General features: G+C 69.3%; 15 protein-coding genes. 9 read left to right on the top strand and 6 right to left on the bottom strand.

Features of this window, described 5'->3' with window-relative positions:
• Nucleotides 1-10 precede the first annotated feature (10 nt).
• The 3 genes from ACZ7OI_RS41825 to ACZ7OI_RS41815 are packed head-to-tail and all read left to right on the top strand — an operon-like array spanning nt 11 to nt 2,292.
• Nucleotides 11-538 carry a DUF1453 domain-containing protein gene (locus ACZ7OI_RS41825; RefSeq protein ID WP_470269669.1) on the top strand — a complete coding sequence of 176 codons (528 nt, stop codon included), beginning with the start codon at nt 11-13 and terminating at the stop codon, nt 536-538.
• Between the two features lie 39 nt (nt 539-577).
• Nucleotides 578-1,660: a sensor histidine kinase gene (locus tag ACZ7OI_RS41820; RefSeq protein WP_470269668.1), complete on the top strand. Its 1,083-nt coding sequence runs from the start codon at nt 578-580 to the stop codon at nt 1,658-1,660.
• Nucleotides 1,657-2,292, top strand: a complete 636-nt coding sequence (locus ACZ7OI_RS41815) for a response regulator (protein WP_470269667.1) — start codon at nt 1,657-1,659, stop codon at nt 2,290-2,292. Before ACZ7OI_RS41820 ends, ACZ7OI_RS41815 begins: the two co-directional genes overlap by 4 nt.
• A gap of 83 nt (nt 2,293-2,375) precedes the next feature.
• Here the strand turns inward: ACZ7OI_RS41815 and ACZ7OI_RS41810 are convergent, their stop codons facing one another.
• The 4 genes from ACZ7OI_RS41810 to ACZ7OI_RS41795 all read right to left on the bottom strand — a co-directional run bounded on the left by ACZ7OI_RS41810 (nt 2,376) and on the right by ACZ7OI_RS41795 (nt 5,444).
• Nucleotides 2,376-2,993 (bottom strand): hypothetical protein, encoded by a 618-nt coding sequence (locus tag ACZ7OI_RS41810; RefSeq protein WP_470269666.1) that lies wholly within the window; start codon nt 2,991-2,993, stop codon nt 2,376-2,378.
• Between the two features lie 18 nt (nt 2,994-3,011).
• Nucleotides 3,012-3,587 (bottom strand): dihydrofolate reductase family protein, encoded by a 576-nt coding sequence (locus ACZ7OI_RS41805; protein WP_470269665.1) that lies wholly within the window; start codon nt 3,585-3,587, stop codon nt 3,012-3,014.
• Between the two features lie 68 nt (nt 3,588-3,655).
• Nucleotides 3,656-4,558: an RNA polymerase subunit sigma-70 gene (locus ACZ7OI_RS41800; RefSeq protein ID WP_470269664.1), complete on the bottom strand. Its 903-nt coding sequence runs from the start codon at nt 4,556-4,558 to the stop codon at nt 3,656-3,658.
• 7 nt (nt 4,559-4,565) lie between these two features.
• A complete protein-coding gene (locus ACZ7OI_RS41795) occupies nt 4,566-5,444 on the bottom strand; it encodes a LysR family transcriptional regulator (protein WP_470269663.1) in 879 nt (292 codons plus the stop codon).
• A gap of 112 nt (nt 5,445-5,556) precedes the next feature.
• Here ACZ7OI_RS41795 and ACZ7OI_RS41790 point away from each other — a divergent pair, with 112 nt between their 5' ends.
• Genes ACZ7OI_RS41790 through ACZ7OI_RS41765 form a run of 6 tightly spaced genes read left to right on the top strand, consistent with a single transcriptional unit; the run spans nt 5,557 to nt 12,076 of the window.
• Nucleotides 5,557-7,017: an aldehyde dehydrogenase family protein gene (locus ACZ7OI_RS41790; RefSeq protein WP_470269662.1), complete on the top strand. Its 1,461-nt coding sequence runs from the start codon at nt 5,557-5,559 to the stop codon at nt 7,015-7,017.
• Nucleotides 7,014-8,666 carry a hypothetical protein gene (locus ACZ7OI_RS41785; RefSeq protein ID WP_470269661.1) on the top strand — a complete coding sequence of 551 codons (1,653 nt, stop codon included), beginning with the start codon at nt 7,014-7,016 and terminating at the stop codon, nt 8,664-8,666. Before ACZ7OI_RS41790 ends, ACZ7OI_RS41785 begins: the two co-directional genes overlap by 4 nt.
• The gene (locus tag ACZ7OI_RS41780; RefSeq protein WP_470269660.1) at nt 8,667-9,656 is read left to right on the top strand and encodes a membrane dipeptidase; all 990 of its coding nucleotides are present in this window, start codon (nt 8,667-8,669) and stop codon (nt 9,654-9,656) included.
• Nucleotides 9,653-10,345, top strand: coding sequence for a hypothetical protein (locus tag ACZ7OI_RS41775; RefSeq protein ID WP_470269659.1), 693 nt, complete (start codon nt 9,653-9,655; stop codon nt 10,343-10,345). The genes ACZ7OI_RS41780 and ACZ7OI_RS41775 overlap by 4 nt, the downstream gene beginning before the upstream one ends.
• A complete protein-coding gene (locus tag ACZ7OI_RS41770; protein WP_470269658.1) occupies nt 10,342-10,746 on the top strand; it encodes a RidA family protein in 405 nt (134 codons plus the stop codon). The genes ACZ7OI_RS41775 and ACZ7OI_RS41770 overlap by 4 nt, the downstream gene beginning before the upstream one ends.
• Nucleotides 10,736-12,076 (top strand): MFS transporter, encoded by a 1,341-nt coding sequence (locus tag ACZ7OI_RS41765; protein ID WP_470269657.1) that lies wholly within the window; start codon nt 10,736-10,738, stop codon nt 12,074-12,076. The genes ACZ7OI_RS41770 and ACZ7OI_RS41765 overlap by 11 nt, the downstream gene beginning before the upstream one ends.
• A 46-nt stretch (nt 12,077-12,122) precedes the next feature.
• Here the strand turns inward: ACZ7OI_RS41765 and ACZ7OI_RS41760 are convergent, their stop codons facing one another.
• Nucleotides 12,123-12,788: a fasciclin domain-containing protein gene (locus ACZ7OI_RS41760; protein ID WP_470269656.1), complete on the bottom strand. Its 666-nt coding sequence runs from the start codon at nt 12,786-12,788 to the stop codon at nt 12,123-12,125.
• A 64-nt stretch (nt 12,789-12,852) separates the two neighbouring features.
• Nucleotides 12,853-14,370 carry a molybdopterin-dependent oxidoreductase gene (locus ACZ7OI_RS41755; protein WP_470269655.1) on the bottom strand — a complete coding sequence of 506 codons (1,518 nt, stop codon included), beginning with the start codon at nt 14,368-14,370 and terminating at the stop codon, nt 12,853-12,855.
• Between the last annotated feature and the right edge of the window lie 129 nt (nt 14,371-14,499).

Here is a 14,499-nt window from a genome sequence, read left to right as displayed (position 1 = left end):
GAAGGCCGCGATGACCGACGCTCTCGTCATGGGCGGGATCCTGCTCGCCCTCGTTCTTTTCACCCAGGTGGGCCGCCATCGGCACAACCTGGTCATAGGCATCATGCCGTTCGTTTCCTGCACCGTCATCGGAGTCCTGTACTTCACCGGCGGGATCTCGCTCACCGGCCCGAACGTGGTGGCCGGCCTGGCCGGGGCCGTCGTCGGGGCGATCGCCGGAGCGGGGTTGATCGCCGCCACCCGGGTGGAGCGAGATCCGGTCACAGGGCGCGTGCAGACCTGGGCGGGCTGGCCGTACCTGCTGATCTGGCTCGCCGTGCTGGTGGGACGGCTGGTGTTCGTGTGGGCGGTCGAGAATGTGCACGCGTTCGCCGCGAAGGTCGGCGAGTTCCTGGTCAGCACGCACCTGGACGAGGACGGAGTGGGCCTGTTCTTCGTGCTGATGGCGCTGGCCATGGTCGCGGTGCGGGCCGGCGGGGTGCTGTGGCGGTCCCGGCGGCTGGACGCCGTCCGCGACGGGCAGCCGGTGCGGGTCTGACTACGCTGAGCAGCGGAGACGTCCAGGGGAGGGGATGCGATGAGTCGGCTGCCGCTGGTGGTGATGCGGCTGCTCACGCCGGTCGCCTTCGTCGCGATTCTCGTCACCGCGCGGCCCGCGGCGGAATGGGAGTGGGTGCCGCTGGCGGCCTCCGCGGCGAGCGGCCTGGCGTTCGGGCTCCTGGACCTGCGCTGGCCGCGCGCGGCTGGCGTGCTGCTCTCGATGGCCGCGCTGTTCGGCGCGGTCGTCACCGTGGCGGATCAAAGTCTCACCGGGCCGTCGTTGATATGTCTGGCTTTGCTCGTGTTGTCCTCGCTGGAGGCGATTCGCCCGGCGGAGATCGTCACGGCGGCTGCGGTCGTGGGGGTCGCAGTCACCGCAGGCGGGTACTTCGCCGGGCAGCCGGGCGGGCTCGTGGCGGGGAACGCGCTCGCGGTTGCGGTCGTGGTGCTGCTCGGGCTGAACCGGCGGCAGTACCGGGTGCAGGCGCGGCAAGCCCGCGACCTGCTGGATCAAACCCGGCTCACTCAGGAAGCCGTGGCCAGGGGCGCGACGCTGGAGGAACGCGCGCGGCTGGCCAGGGAGGTCCACGACATCCAGGCGCATTCGCTCTCGGCTCTGTCGCTGCATTTGCAGGCGGCGGCGCGGTTGGTGGCGGAGTTGCCGTCCCCAGAAGAAAAACTCGCCGCTTGTGTGCGGAAGGCCGGACAGCTGGCGCAGGAGGGACTCATCGAGACGCGTCGAGCGGTGCACGCGTTGCGCGGCGATCCAGTGGCGTTGCCGGAGTTGTTCGGCTCGCTGCCGGACAACGCGTCGATCCAGGTGACCGGCGAGCCTCGCGAACTGCCCGCCGACGTCACCCTGCTGCTGTACCGGACTGTCCAAGAAGGACTTTCGAATGCCCGCAAGCACGCGGCAGGCGCGCCGGTGTCGGTCGAGCTGTCCTATCTGGACGGCGAGGTGACGATGACGGTCGTCAACCGGACCGGGTCCAGTTCGGGTCTGCCCGGTGCCGGATACGGCCTGACCGGCTTGCGCGAGCGCGCGGAACTGGTCGGCGGCGAGGTGAGCGCGGGCCCGGACGGCGCGGGCTGGCGGTTGTCGGCGAGGATCCCGGCATGACGATCGTGCGCGTGCTCGTGGCCGAGGACCAGCCCGCGGTGCGGGAGGGCTTGGTGCTGCTGGTCGGGCTGCTGCCGGACATCGAGGTCGTCGGACAGGCGGGCGACGGTCTCGCGGCGATCGAGGAAACCGTGCGGCTGCAGCCCGACGTCGTGCTGATGGACCTCGACCTGCCGCGCTGCGACGGGGCGGCGGCGACCCGGCGGATTGTCGCGGACCTGCCGGGCACCCGGGTTGTCGTGCTCACCACCTATGCGGACAGCGCGTCGATCGTGCGCGCGCTGGACGCGGGCGCGGTCGGCTACGTGACCAAGGCGGCGAACGGCGACGAGATCGGCCGCGCCATTCACGCCGCCGCGGCTGGGCAGACCGTGATGGACCTGTCGGTGCAGCGGACGTTGCTGGCAGCGGCCCGGCGTCCGGCCGCGCCGCCGGAGGACGGGCTGACGGCGCGCGAGGTGGACGTGCTGAAGCTGGTCGCGGCGGGGCGCGGGAACCGGGAGATCGCGCGGGAACTGAGGGTCAGCGAGGCGACGGTGAAGACGCACGTGAACCGGATTTTCGCGAAGACCGGATGCGGGACGCGGGCGCAGGCGGTGCGTTACGCGCACGAGCACGGGTACGCGGACTGAGCGATGGCTGGTTCGCGGAGTTCGCGGTCTGTGAGGGGAACCCTGAGGGAATCAGATTCCTTCAGGGTTCCCCTCACAGGCAGTCAACGGGCGAACCATCCGGCGCGGAAGACCGGAGCCTTCCCAGCGACGGCGCGGCGGCACCACTGCGCGACGGCCTCGCCGACCTCCTCCGAGCCCAGCGCGGACGTGTCGAGCACCGTCATCGCCCACTCCGGACCCGGCGGACGGCCGATCCAGCGGTCCCAGCGCATTTCCGGCCAGGAGTCGTTCGTGACGGCTTCCGGAACATGCCCGGGGTCGCGGGCGTGCGCGCGCAGCCACGCCGCGAACGCTTGGTGCAGAGGGACTGCCTGGCTCGGCTCGCCCCGGCGGGCGACCCGAGCCAGATGGGCCTCGTCGTCGACGTCGAGCAGGCAGGCCGCGATGTCGATCCGATCGGCACTAGGCGCGGCCAGCACTTCGCCGAGCGGCACCGGATCACCGGCGAACAGCAGATGCCTGCCCTCGGCTTCGAGCGCGATCGCGCGTTGCACCGCGACTTCCACCTGCTCTTGCCGCCACGCGACGGTCGGCACAGCCGGGATCGGCCCGAGCGTGGCCAGTTCGGCGGTCTCGAACGTCTCGCCGAGCAAGTGCCGCGCGTGCAAGCGAGCGGTGGTTTTGCCGACGCTGGACGCGCCCGAAACAAGCAGCAACATGGCTGGCGACGGTACGGCTTACCGCCCCGAACTCTCCACTGAATTTTCCCGCACATACCGCGAAAGCATCGCCGCGCCCACGCGTTCGGCCGACACGCATTCCAGGTGAGCGGGTCCGGTTCCGTCCGGGAAAAGGCGGGTGCCGGCACCCAGAATGGTGGGGAAGGTCAGCAGCCGGTACTCGTCGACCAGGTCGGCGGCCATCAGCGTATGCGCGACGCTCAGGCTGCCGATGACGATGATGTCGCGCTCTTCCTGCTTCACCGCGTCGACCAGATCGCCGTCGAGGACCGACGAGTTCTGCCACGCGCTGGTGTCGGTCAGAGTGCTGGTGGCGACGAGCTTCGACGCGGCGTTCATCCGCTGCGAGAACGGGTCGTCGCGGTGCGGCCAGAGGTTCGAGAACAATTGCCAGGTCGTGCGGCCGAGCAGCAGGACGCCCTCGTCCAGCGTGCTCCCGAGCCGGAATTTGTCGCCCGCGACGGACTCCGGGCCGTGCCGGAAGGCCCAGCCGCCGCCGGGTGTGCCGGAGGAGCCGTCCGGGTCGGACGAGATGCCGTCGAGGGTGGTGAAGGCGATGACGATGACGCTCATGGCGGAGATCCCTTCAATCGGTGTCGCCAGTACTTACCGGCGGCCCCGGCTGAACTCATCGCTCCCGGCTAAAAAATCTTCGGCGGCAGGTCGAACGCCTCGAAAACGCGCGGATCGGCGAAGACGACGTTGTGCGAAATCCGCCCGCCGGCCACGGTGAAGACCTGCAGGGTGTGCAGCTGCCCGTCGGGCGTGTAGGCCGAGAGCGCGGGCTGCCCGTTGGCGGTGAGCGCGCGGACGCTCCAGCCGGTCCCGCGCATCTCGAACACGCGGTGCATGAACCGGCCGTAGTCGTCGCTGCCCTGGAACCACAGCGGGACCGGCGGCATTTCCAGGATCGCGTCGTCGGTGAGCAGTTTGACGAGCGCCTCGACGTCGGCGGCCTCGAAGGCTCGCGCGTACCGGTCGATCACGGCTTGGGTTTCCGCGTCGTCCGGTTCGGCGATCTCGTCCATCTCGCCCGCGTCGGCGAGCGCGGCGCGGGCTCGTTGCAGCGCGCTGTTGACAGCCGGAACGGTTGTCTCCAGCTGCGTCGCGACCTCGGCCGCGCTGAACTCGAGCACTGACCGGAGCACGACGACCGCCCGCTGTTTCGCCGGGAGAACCTGCGTCGCGGCGACCCACGCCAGCCGCAGCCCGGCGCGGGTGTCGGCGTCGCAGCGGGCGTCGGGGAACGGCTGCAGCCACGGGATGTCCGTCGCCGGTTGCAGCGGTGCGCCCGGATCGTCGCCGGCGGCGCCGAGGCCGGACGGCAGCGGGCGCCGGGTCCGGCCTTCAAGGGCGGTCAGGCAGACGTTGGTCGCGATCCGGTACAGCCACGTCCGGACCGAAGCGCGCGCCGAGTCGTACCGGTCGCGGGCCTTCCACGCGCGCAGCAGGGTTTCCTGCACCAGATCCTCGGCCTCGTGGAACGAGCCGACCATGCGGTAGCAGTAGGCGGTCAGTTCGCCGCGGTGCGCTTCGAAGTCCACCGGGACATCATCCGGCACGTGCGACGCTGAGGAAACGGTCGACCACCGGGTTGTTTTCGTGATCGGTGCGAGAGATCGCGGAGACCGTCGAAAACGCGCCGGCATCAGTGAGCGCGAGATAGCGCAGTCCCGGCAATTGCAAGGCGCGCAAGGCATTCGGCACGATCGCGATGCCGGTGTCGGCGGCGACGAGTCCGAGCATCGTCGGGAACTGGACGGCTTCCTGGACCACGCGCATCCGGAAGCCGGCGCGCAGGCACAGCGTCTCGATGTGGTCGTGCAGCCGCGAGACGCGCGTGCGCGGGAAGGCGAGGAAGGGCTCGTCGGCCAGCTCCGCCATCTCGACGGTTTCGTTGTCCGCCAACGGATGCGTCTCGGATACGGCCACGATCAGCCGTTCGCGGCCCAGCGGGTGCACGGTCAGTCCGGCGGCTTCGCCGACCTCTCGCGCGATGCCGACGTCGAGCTGACCGTCGCCGAGCGCGGCGATCTGCGCGTCGGTGGTCGATTCGGTCAGTTCGAAACGGACATCCGGCCATTGCCGGCGCATTTCCAGCACCGTGGCGGGCACGATTTCCAGCGCGGCCGAGCTGACGAACCCGATCCGCAGCAGCCCGAGTTCGCCGCGCGCGGCGTGCGCGACTGCGGTGAGGGCGTGTTGGCTGCCCGCGAGCACGCGACGGCCCTCGGTCAGCAGCACGCGGCCCGGTTCGGTCAGCTCGACGCTGCGGGTGGTCCGCAGGAGCAGCCGTACGGACAGCTCTTTCTCCAGCTTCGCGATCTGCTGGCTGAGCGCGGGCTGGGCGAGGTGCAACCGTTCGGCGGCGCGGCGGAAGCTGCGCTCCTCGGCGACCGCGACGAAGTAACGAAGCTGGCGGAGTTCCACGCCGGTGATAATGGTTCCTTATCAGTGCGTAGGCAATAGATACTTCACTCTGTGTTCCGCGCGACTTAGCGTCATGGACGACAAGCACCGTCGCGAACGTCGAGGAGCACCCGTGGATCACGCATTGTCGTTGCAGCACTTCGTAGCGGGACGGTGGGTTCCCGGCGACGGACCGGTCGCGCAGAGTGTCGATCCCGCGGATCCGGCGCAGATCGTCGCCGAATACCGGACGGCCGGTCCCGCGTTGCTCGACGAGGCGGTGCGCGCGGCGGTGGCGGCGCAGCCGGAGTGGGACCGCCAGGGCACCATCGCCCGCGGCCTCGTGCTGCGGCGGGCCGCGGAATTGCTCGCGCAGCGCGCCGAATCGGTGGCCGCGCTGATGACCCGCGAGCAGGGCAAGACGCTGGCCGAATCGCGGGGCGAGGTGGCCGCTTCGGTGGAGACGCTGCACTATCACGCGGGCCGGGCCCGCAGCGCCGACGGCGTGCTCTACCCGTCCGGCAACCCGGACGAGGTCGTGCGGACCGTGCGCCGTCCGCTCGGTGTCGTCGGGGTGATCACGCCGTGGAACTTCCCGGTGCAGATCCCGGCGTGGAAGCTGGCTCCCGCGCTGCTGTGGGGTAACGCGGTGGTGTGGAAGCCGGCCAGCGACACGGTCGCGCTGGCGGTGGCGTTCGCCGAGATCCTCGTCGAGGCCGGGGTTCCGGACGGCGTGCTCAACCTGCTGCTCGCGCCCGGTTCGCTGGGCGCGGAGCTGGTGGAGCGGCCGGAACTGTCCGGCGTCACCTTCACCGGGTCGGTGCCCGTCGGCCGCGCGATCCAGGCCGCGGTCGTACCGCGCGGGGCGAAGGTGCAGCTCGAACTCGGCGGGCACAGCGCGGCGATCGTCCTGCCCGACGCCGACCCGGCTCAGGCGGCAGCGGCGCTGGTCACCGCGTCGATGAGCGGGACCGGGCAGAAGTGCACGGCGGCTCGCCGGATCATCGCGGTCGGGGACGCTTACGACCGGCTGGTCGCCGAGCTGTCCGCGCGGGTCAAGGGGCTCGTCGTCGGGGCGGGGACGACGCCGGGAGTCGAGATTGGACCGTTGGTGTCCGCGCGTGCGGCGGACGAGGTCGAGGGCGCGATCCAGCAGGCGGTGGACGAGGGCGCGACTGTGCTGGCTCGCGCCGACTGCCCGGAGGGCGGTGCGTTCGTCGCGCCGACGCTGTTGGCCGGGAAGCCCGAACTGACGATCAGCCAGGAGGAAGTGTTCGGCCCGGTCGCCACCGTGCTGCGCGCAGCCGACCTGGACGAGGCGATCCGGCTGGCGAACGGCACGCGGTTCGGGCTCACCGCGGCGGTGTTCACCGACGACGAGCGCGCGGTGCGGCAGTGCCTGCGCGATCTGGACGCGGGCATCGTGAAGGTCAACGCGCCGAACACCGGGTCCGAGGTGCACGCTCCGTTCGGCGGCCTCAAGGACTCGTCGTTCCCCGCGCCCCGCGAGCAGAACGGCGAATCCGCGGCGGAGTTCTTCACCTGGACCAAAACCGCGTACCTGCGGACGTCCGCGCCCCGGGAACAATCGTGACCCGGCCCGCGGACACGGCGCTCGCCCCGGCGGAACTGGGCGCCGCCCGCTACACCCGGCACAGCTTCGCGCGGTCGTTCCTCCGTCAGGCGGCGCGGGAGCGCTGGACGGTGTCTCGCGCCCGGTGGGAGTTCGACCACAACGGTCACGGCGAAGCGGTCTACCGGATCGACGCCGACGGCACGCTGCTGCACTTCGCGGTGTTTTCCACGGTGTTGCAGGAAAGCGAGCGCACTGACCGGGTCATCGCGAAGCGTTGGGATGTCACGGCCGCCTTGGTGGAAGGTCCAGTTGCCGACGATCGGATGGCAGAGCTGCGTCGTGAAGTACCACGGCAGGAAGCTGGCCGGGCCGACGCCGCGACGCTGGTGTGGACTCGCGCCAACCGCAGCGAGCGGTTTTTCGACTACGTAGTATCTCAACTTGCCGCCGGTGAACAGCCAGACTGCGCCACGATGGGCGACGCGTGCTACATCCTGCGCAGCACCGCCTTCTACAGCAACGGAAAGTTCGGTCTCGCCGATTTCGACCGGCTTGCCGAAACCCCGCCGCTGCGGGTGCCGTACCGCGCACAGATGCTGGCCGCGTGGCTGTTGCGCGAGTTCAGCTACGACCTGGTCGAACACTGCGCCGTGCGGCGAAACCCTGCTGCGGCACAGCTTTCCGGCGACTGGCAGCGATATCTCGGCCTTGGCAACGCGACCGGACTCGGCATGGTCCCGTTCGTGGTGAACCATCCGAGCATCCTCGACGCCTGGTGCTCGGCGCGAGAACTGCCGCTGGCCCGTGCCCTCGACACTGAAGCCGACCCTATTTCCGTGCGGCGAGCGAGTGAGCTGCTCGACCGCGCCCGCCGGTACTTCCGGGAACGCGACACGCTGACGACCGCGCCGTACCTGACCGGACCTGAAATGGCCGAACAGCTCAACGGAATCGCACGGCTCTTGGCCGAGTTCCCCGCAGGCGGCTTCCGCTGGCGGGACCTCGACGACCGAGCGGCGGAGTTCGGCGCCGAAGCACGGGCAGTGCTGCACACCGTCTTGGTCGAACTGGACGACTCGCTCGACGCGGAGATCGAGCAGCTGCTGACCTGCGACCAACGCCGGCGAGTCGAAATCACCCAGACCTGCGGCCAGCTGCGCGACCTGCTCGCCGACCGGTACGACTGGACCCGCGCCTTCGACTTCGCCGACCCGAAAGAACAAGCCAGGTTCTGGTTCTCCGCGGAGGACAACGAAGAACCGCGGCGCGGAAAACGCGGCCAGGATCCGGGCGAATCGATGGAGCACCCGATCGACATCGCCCGCGCCGTGCACGCGCTCCGGCACGACCTGGCAGCCGCCGGCGCCGACCGTTCGGCGGCGGAGTTCCTGCTGGAATTCCCTTGGCACCGCGGCATTGTGGCGCGCGTGCAGTCCGTCGCCGGGCTTCGCTACGGCGAGGTCCGCGCGAACCTGCTCGCCGACGATTTCCTTCCGCTGCACCTGCAGCGATTCCAGCTGGCCCTCTACGGCATGGAGAACTACAGCCCGCAGTCGACCGACTGGTTGCGCGTCACGCTGTTCTCGGGCGCGCCCCGGGCGAGCGACGTCGAGTCCGGAGTGGACGACGACTGGCTGTTCACCCGCAAGCCCGGAAAGGAGTCCTGAGTGGACCCCCTGGAGCACGGCGACCTCACTGTCGTCGACGGACTGCAGATCAACAACTGGGACCGCAAAGTCCTCGAGGAACTGAAAGCGGGCGGCGTCACCGGCGTCAACGCGACGTGCGCTGTTTGGGAAGGCCCGCAGGAAACGCTGCGCGCGGTTGCGGACTGGTACGAACTCGCGCGGGACAACGCCGATCTGGTCGTCCTCGCCGAGAACGCCGACGACATCCGGCAGGCGAAGCGCGACGGCAGGCTCGCGGTGCTGCTCGGCTTCCAGAACACCTCTCCGTTCGGCGACGACTACCGGATGGTCGAGGTGTTCCACCGCCTCGGCGTCCGCATCGCGCAGCTGACGTACAACATCCAGAACCTCGTCGGCGGTGCCTGTTACGACGAGCACGATTCCGGGCTTACCGCGTACGGCCGATTCATCGTCGCGGAAATGAACCGCGTCGGGATGCTGGTCGACCTCTCGCACGTCGGGAACCGCACCAGCCGCGACGCCATCGACGCCTCGGCCGGGCCGGTCGCGATCACGCACGCGAACCCGTTGTCCTTCGCGGATTCGCCGCGCAACAAGCCGGACGACGTCATCGACGCCCTCGCCGCGCGCGGCGGAGTGCTCGGCTGTTGCTTGTACCCCAACGTGATCGGCGGCGAGAAGACGACCCGGCGGCAGTTCTGCGAGATGGTGGCGGGGCTGGCCGAGAGGATCGGGCCGGACCATGTCGCGCTCGGCAGCGATTGCACGCGGAACTGGTCGCAGGATTACGTCGCGTGGCTGCGCAACGGCCGGTGGCGGCCCGCGTCCGCGGCGCCGGTGGAACCACAGTGGCCAGTGTGGCCGAACTGGTTCGGCGGACCGGCCGATTTCCCGGTCCTCACCGAGGGATTGCTGGAAGTCGGCCTTCCGGAGGCTGCGGTGGCGCAGGTGCTGGGCGGAAACTGGCTCCGGCTGTTCGACACGGTGTTCCCTGGAGCCGGGCAATGACCGCGGCGAGGGCCGAGCGCGTTTCGGCTGCTGAAACCGTGCGGACCCGGGTGTCGGTGCGGGAGATCCACGAGGTCGCGCTGCGTGCGTTGCGGGCCTCGGGGCTGAGCAGCGGCGAGTCGGAGTACCTGGCCGAGATCGTGGCGTCGGCCGAGGTCCACGAGGGCGCCGGGCTGGACGCTTTGGTCACGGAGACGGCCCGGGTCCCGGCTGGGCGAGTCGGTCTGCGGCTGGAACATTGCGACGGTTACGCCGTGGCGCACGACCCGGCTTCTCGTGGACCGCTGCAGGCTTTCGTGCCCGCGTGCGAAACGGCCGCGGTGGTCGGCACGTTGGTCGTGCCTGGCATGGCGGGATCCCCGGCGCTGGATTGGGCCGCGTTGGACATCGCTGAACGGTCCGGCCGAGTACTGTCCCTTTCGGACGGAGGAGACCGCACGGTCGTCACTCCGGACGGCGACCTGCTCCGGGTTTTCGCCGCAGCCGAGCCACGTCCGCCGGTCGCGGGATTGGTGATCCGCCCGCTGTCGGAGGTGCCCGCCGGTGAGGTGGTTTCCACTGCGGCGGAACGAAAACAACGGTATCGCGAAGCGGTCGCCCATGGTGTGGCCGTGAAAACTCCACTGTGGACTCACACGTATTCGATCGCGCGCGGGTTCCTGATTCCGGACCACCGGGAGGGCCGATGACCGCGTCGCGCGAGCTGGTAGCGCATCCGCACGGACCTCGTCCCTACGCCGGTGCCGCCGTGTTCGGCGGCGTGATCTGGGCGTGCGGGCAGGTTCCGGCACGACGGGACGGCAGCGTCCCGGAGGAAATCGACGAGCAGGTGCGGGTGGCCCTCGACAATCTCGAGGACACCTTGCGGGCCGCGGGAGGGAGCCTGCGCACGCTGCTCAAACTGACGGTGTTCCTCGCCGATCTCGGCGAGTTCGACGTCTACCACCAGGCTTACCTCGACCGTTTCGCCGGCATCGACCTGCCGCCGCGGACCACGGTCCAGGTCGCCGGATTCCGGGGGACGAAACGCATCGAGATCGACGCCGTGGCGGCGGTCGGCAGCGAGGAGACCAACCGACATGAAGACTGACCGCGCACCGGACAACGCAGTTCGGGCGACCCTGGATTCGGCCCGGCTCAACGGGTTTCACCGCAAGCTCGCGCTGTACTCGTCCGGCGGGCCGTTCCTGGACGGCTACATCCTCAGCATCATCGGCATCGCGCTGGTGCAGATCGGCCCGCAGTGGCGGATGGACTCCCTGTGGTCCGGCCTGATCGGCGCGTCCGCGCTGGTCGGCGTGTTCATCGGGGGAGCGGTGTTCGGCCCGCTCACCGACCGGATCGGCCGGAAGCTGATGTACACGATCGACCTGATCGCGATCATCGTCTGCTCGGTGCTGCAGTTCTTCGTGGCCGACGCGGCCCAGTTGTTCGTGCTGCGGCTGCTGATCGGCGTCGCGGTGGGCGCGGACTACCCCATCGCCACCGCGCTGGTCACCGAGTTCGCGCCGAAGGCGTGGCGGGCGCGGCTGGTCGGCGGGCTGAACGCGATGTGGTTCGTCGGCGCGACGGTCGCCGCGTTCGTCGGGTTCTTCCTGCTCACCGTGCCCGAGGGCTGGAAGTGGATGCTGCTGTCGTCGGCGGTGCCCGCGCTGCTGATCGTGATCGCCCGCACCAGCATCCCGGAATCGCCGCGCTGGCTGCACAGCAAGGGCCGCGACGCCGAAGCGCTGGAAGTGCTGCGCGCGACGATCGGCGAGCACGCGACGCTGGACGATCTTCCGGAAGCCGAGACCAAAACCCCGATGTCCGCGTTGTGGCGTCGCGGCTATCTCAAGCGGGTCGTGTTCATCTCGATTTTCTGGACGTGCACGGTCGTCCCGCTGTTCGCGATCTACGCCTTCGGGCCGCAGATCCTCGAACTGTTCAACCTCGGCGGCGGCAACCTGTCGCACCTCGGCTACGGCCTGATCAATTTCTTCTTCTTCGTCGGAAACATCGCCGCGCTGCTGCTGGTGGACCGGCTCGGCCGTCGGCCGGTCTTGATCTGGGGCTTCGCGATTTCCGCGGCCGGGCTGTTCTACCTCGGCCTGCAACCGGGTGCCGCGCTGTGGCTGATCGCGCTGGCTTTCGCGGTGTACGCGGTGTTCAACGGCGGACCGTCCATTTTGGAATGGATCTACCCGAACGAGCTGTTCCCGACTGAGGTTCGCGCCTCGGCGGTGGGACTGTGCACCGGGATCAGCCGGATCGGCGCGGCCGTCGGCACGTTCGCCACGCCGTGGTCGCTGACCAATCTCGGGCTGTCGGCAACCATGTACATCGCCGCGGGTATCGCCGCGTTGGGTGCGATCGTGAGCGCGTTCATGGCGCCGGAGACCAAGAACGTCGATCTGCACGTCGCTTCTTCGCTCAGCTGAACGGAAGCCGGGCCCGGCGCGGGGGAGGCGCGCCGGGCCCAGTGGCTCAGTTTTTGTTGGTGCCCGGGGTGAGCACCTTGTCGATCACGAAGACGGTCGCGTTCTTGGTCGGGATGTTCCCGCACAGGATCTTCGCGCCGTTGACCGTCAGGTTGTCGCCGGAGCCCTCGATCTTCAGCGGTCCGCCCGCCGCGTTCAACGAGGTCAAGGTGCCGGCTTGTTCGAGACCCTTGGCGTCGTAACGCTTTCCGACGACGTGGTACTGCAGGATCGGGGCGAGCTGGCTCGGGTTGGCCGCCAGCTCCTTGAACTTCGCGTCGCCGAGGGCGTTGAACGCCGGGTCGGCCGGGGCGAAGACGGTGATGGCCTGCTGGCTGTTGAGCGTGTCGACCAGGTTGGTGGCCTTGACCGCCGCGACCAGCTTCGTGAGCAGCGGGTTCGTCGAGGCGGCGGACGCGACCGGCTGCGGGCCCATCGAGTCGAGCGACCCCGGCGCGCTGCCCTGCGGGAGCTGGGAACAGGCGGGACCGAAGACCTGGTCGTTGGTGGTGACGCCGGAACCGCTGCTCGACATCGGTGCCGAGGACGGCATCGACGAGGGCATCGCAGACGGGCTGCTGCCGCTCGAAGCGTTGTTGTCCGTGCTGGTGCCGCACGCGGTGAGGGCGAGGGCAGCAGCGGCGCCGATACCGGCGAGGCGAAGGGTCTTCACGGCAATTCTCCGTTCACAGTGGACTTTTCATCAGGGATTCGAAGCTGGATCGGAACCGGATTGGTCAGGTTGCGATAAAAGTCGTGGAATGCCATCCGGTCGCTCCGTCGGGCACAGTGCCAGCGCGGGCTTCGGTCTGGGTGTAGCCGGATTTGTCGGTCGCCCGCACGAACACCTGGTGCGTGCCGGGTTTCACCGAGATCTGCGTCCACCACATCCGCCAGGTATTCGAGTTCACCTCGGCGGACAAGGTGGTCGGCTGCCAGGCTCCACTGTCCACTTTGATCTCCACCTTGGCGATCCCAGTGTGCTGCGCCCAAGCGACACCGGCGATCCGCACCGAGCCGGACGGAACGTTGTCGAAGCCCTTGGGCGTGTCGATCCGCGATTCGGTCTTGATCGGCGCCTGCTCGCCCCAGCCGCGGCGGAGCCAGTACGCCTGCCGCGCTTTCCAGGTGGTGACCTCGATGTCGACCACCCACTTGACCGCCGAGACATACCCGTACAGCCCAGGAGTGACCAGCCGCGCGGGAAAGCCGTGTTCCAGCGGCAAGGGCTCGCGGTTCATCCCGATCGCCAGCATCGCGCCGCGCGAACGATCCAGCGCGGCGGCGACCGGCGTGCCGGACGTCCAACCGTCCACACTGGAGCAGAACAACTGCTCCGCACCCGGCCGTACTCCGGCTTCCGCGAGCAAATCGGCGAGATCGACCCCGATGAAGTTCGAAGTGGACACATAGTCGCCGCCGACCTCATTGGACACGCACGTCATCGTCACGGTGCGCTCGACCAGCGGCCGGTCGCGGAGATCGCGGTACCGGTACCGGACTTCCCGCTCGACCATCCCGTGGATCCGCAGGCTCCAGTCCTCGGCGCGCACCTGCGGAACGGACAACGCGGTGTCGACCCGGTAGAAGTTCTGGTTCGGCGTGAGGAACGGCGGAGTCCCGAGCTTGGCGAAGTCCGCGTCGGCGGGGATCGGCGGAGCCGAAACCGCGGGCACGAGCGGGCCTACCGCCGCCCGGGAAGCAGTCGCGTCCCGAGTTCCGCTGATCGCCTGCCCGGCACCGCCGAGCACTCCGGCCCCGACGACGGTGCCGACGCTGCCGAGAAGGAACGATCGCCGTGACGAGTCCGTCGCCTGCTGTCTCGAAGCGATTCGGTGCAACAGCAGGAAAACCGCCACTCCCACGACCAAGCTGACCAGGGGCGCCAGCAACGCGACCGCGGTCAGATCCGGCCGCGCGGCCACCGCGACTCCGCCGATCAGTCCAAACGCGACAATGATCGAGACGCCCGGCCAAGGCGACCGCCGCGACAACAACCCCGCTATCGCGGAGATGACCAGCAGCACCGCCGCCATGCCGCCGAGCAGCACCGCTTTGTCGTAGGTGCCGAAGGTCCGCACCGCGAAGTCCTTCACCGGCAGCGGCGTCAGATCGATGGCTCCGTTCCCGACCGCGAGGTACGGCGAGGCGTTGACATTGCCGAACGACGCCGCCAGATGTCCGGCGGCCAGCGCCGAGACCAGGGCGAGCACGCCGCAGAGTGCTGCCGGAAGGAACCGCAGACGGGAGGTCATGCCAGGCATTCGCGGCCGGACAGGCTGCGGATGGGTGCGCGTTCGTCACTCGTCCGGGGGACGGCCGCGACGGCGGGCGAGCGATGCCCGGGTCACCATTTTCGCCGCATTTGTGTCATCTCGTGCGCA

The sequence above is a fragment of the Amycolatopsis sp. NPDC114503 genome (assembly GCF_055633655.1).
Note: the sequence above shows the minus strand (reverse complement) of the source record. Positions and strands in the feature narration are given on the sequence as shown.

What these genes read in the sequence shown, in the direction of transcription:
- ACZ7OI_RS41755 (WP_470269655.1), bottom strand. Translation starts at nt 14,370, where the DNA reads ATGACCTCCCGTCTGCGGTTCCTTCCGGCAGCACTCTGCGGCGTGCTC.
- ACZ7OI_RS41815 (WP_470269667.1), top strand. Translation starts at nt 1,657, where the DNA reads ATGACGATCGTGCGCGTGCTCGTGGCCGAGGACCAGCCCGCGGTGCGG.
- ACZ7OI_RS41810 (WP_470269666.1), bottom strand. Translation starts at nt 2,993, where the DNA reads ATGTTGCTGCTTGTTTCGGGCGCGTCCAGCGTCGGCAAAACCACCGCT.
- ACZ7OI_RS41770 (WP_470269658.1), top strand. Translation starts at nt 10,342, where the DNA reads ATGACCGCGTCGCGCGAGCTGGTAGCGCATCCGCACGGACCTCGTCCC.
- ACZ7OI_RS41805 (WP_470269665.1), bottom strand. Translation starts at nt 3,587, where the DNA reads ATGAGCGTCATCGTCATCGCCTTCACCACCCTCGACGGCATCTCGTCC.
- ACZ7OI_RS41825 (WP_470269669.1), top strand. Translation starts at nt 11, where the DNA reads ATGACCGACGCTCTCGTCATGGGCGGGATCCTGCTCGCCCTCGTTCTT.
- ACZ7OI_RS41765 (WP_470269657.1), top strand. Translation starts at nt 10,736, where the DNA reads ATGAAGACTGACCGCGCACCGGACAACGCAGTTCGGGCGACCCTGGAT.
- ACZ7OI_RS41775 (WP_470269659.1), top strand. Translation starts at nt 9,653, where the DNA reads ATGACCGCGGCGAGGGCCGAGCGCGTTTCGGCTGCTGAAACCGTGCGG.
- ACZ7OI_RS41820 (WP_470269668.1), top strand. Translation starts at nt 578, where the DNA reads ATGAGTCGGCTGCCGCTGGTGGTGATGCGGCTGCTCACGCCGGTCGCC.